Source organism: Sphingobacterium endophyticum (genome assembly GCF_009733535.1).
GTDB lineage: Bacteria > Bacteroidota > Bacteroidia > Sphingobacteriales > Sphingobacteriaceae > Sphingobacterium > Sphingobacterium endophyticum.
The window spans coordinates 1-1,856 of record NZ_SMMI01000042.1; the positions used below are offsets into that span (position 1 = coordinate 1).

Below are 1,856 nucleotides of genomic sequence, written 5' to 3' on the forward strand. Positions count from 1 at the left end.
TAAAGAGTTCTTTGACATATTGGAAGAAAAGAGATAACAAGAGAAGACAACAGAGGTTTTTGGCAGCGATGCCAAAGGCCAAAAGCAACCTATCACTTAGCAAAAGGGGTGATACGGTGAAGAAAGTAAACAAGGGCACACGGGGGATGCCTAGGCTCTCAGAGGCGATGAAGGACGTGATAAGCTGCGATAAGCCACGGGGATCGGCAAATGCGATTCGATCCGTGGATTTCCGAATGGGGCAACCCGGCATGTTGAAGACATGCCATCAATTGAGGCGAACGCGCTGAACTGAAACATCTAAGTAGGCGTAGGAGGAGAAAATAACAATGATTTCCCAAGTAGTGGCGAGCGAACGGGAAAGAGCCCAAACCGCGCATGTTACGGCATGTGCGGGGTTGTAGGACCGCGATATTGTACTGTGCTATGAACTGGAAGCAGGTGGGAAACTGCGCGATAAGGGTGAGAGCCCCGTACAGGCAAAGAATACAGGCATAGCGGGATCCTGAGTACCGCGGGACCGGAGAAATCCTGTGGGAATCCGCCAGCACCATCTGGCAAGGCTAAATACTCCTGAGAGACCGATAGTGAACCAGTACCGTGAGGGAAAGGTGAAAAGAACCCCGAACAGGGGAGTGAAAAGAACCTGAAACCGTGTGCTTACAAGCGGTCGGAGCGGAGCGATTCCGTGACGGCGTGCCTTTTGCATAATGAGCCTACGAGTTACTCTTGTCCGGCAAGGTTAATGGCTTAAGGCCAGGAGCCGAAGCGAAAGCGAGTCTGAATAGGGCGTATAGTCGGACGAGGTAGACGCGAAACCTTGTGATCTACCCTTGGGCAGGTTGAAGGTGCGGTAACACGTACTGGAGGACCGAACCGATAAACGTTGAAAAGTTTCCGGATGACCTGAGGGTAGGGGTGAAAGGCCAATCAAACTGGGAAATAGCTCGTACTCCCCGAAATGTTTTTAGGAACAGCGTCGGCATATGAGTCTAGCAGAGGTAGAGCTACCGATTGGGTGCGGGGGAGTCAAATCCTACCAAATCCAGACGAACTCCGAATGCTGCTAGATATGGCCGGCAGTGAGGCTTTGGGTGCTAAGGTCCAAGGCCGAGAGGGAAAGAACCCAGACCATCAGCTAAGGTCCCCAAATTCGTTCTAAGTTGAACTAACGAGGTCCGGTTGCCCAGACAGCTAGGATGTTGGCTTGGAAGCAGCCATTCATTTAAAGAGTGCGTAACAGCTCACTAGTCGAGCGGCCGGGCGTGGATAATAAACGGGCATCAAGAACGGTACCGAAGCTATGGATTGCAATTTATTGCACTGGTAGGGGAGCATTCCATCGGGGGTGAATCCGCAGGGTGACCTGTGGTGGACCTGATGGAAAAGCAAATGTAGGCATAAGTAACGATAAGGCGGGTGAGAAACCCGCCCACCGAAAGACCAAGGTTTCCTGATCAACGCTAATCGGATCAGGGTTAGTCGGGCCCTAAGGCGCATCCGAAGGGAGGCAGCCGATGGCCAACGGGTTAATATTCCCGTACTGTTGATGGCTGCGATGTGGTGACGGAGTAGTGACACTGCCGCGAACTGACGGAATAGTTCGTTGAAGGGCAAAGGTATTGGACCGGTAGGCAAATCCGCCGGTACAGCCGAAGCCCGATAGTACAGCAAACCCTCGGGGGCGCTGATAGCGCAGGTAAGCAGACTTCCAAGAAAACCCGCTAAGCTTCAGGCCATCAAGACCCGTACCGCAAACCGACACAGGTGGTCGAGGAGAGAATCCTAAGGTGCTCGAGTGAATCATGGCTAAGGAACTCGGCAAAATGGCCCTGTAACTTCGGGAGAAGGGGCGC

General features: G+C 52.7%; 1 rRNA gene. It reads left to right on the top strand.

Features of this window, described 5'->3' with window-relative positions:
- Positions 1-119: 119 nt before the first annotated feature.
- A 23S ribosomal RNA gene (locus tag E0Y80_RS20505) occupies positions 120-1,856 on the top strand; the annotation flags it as partial.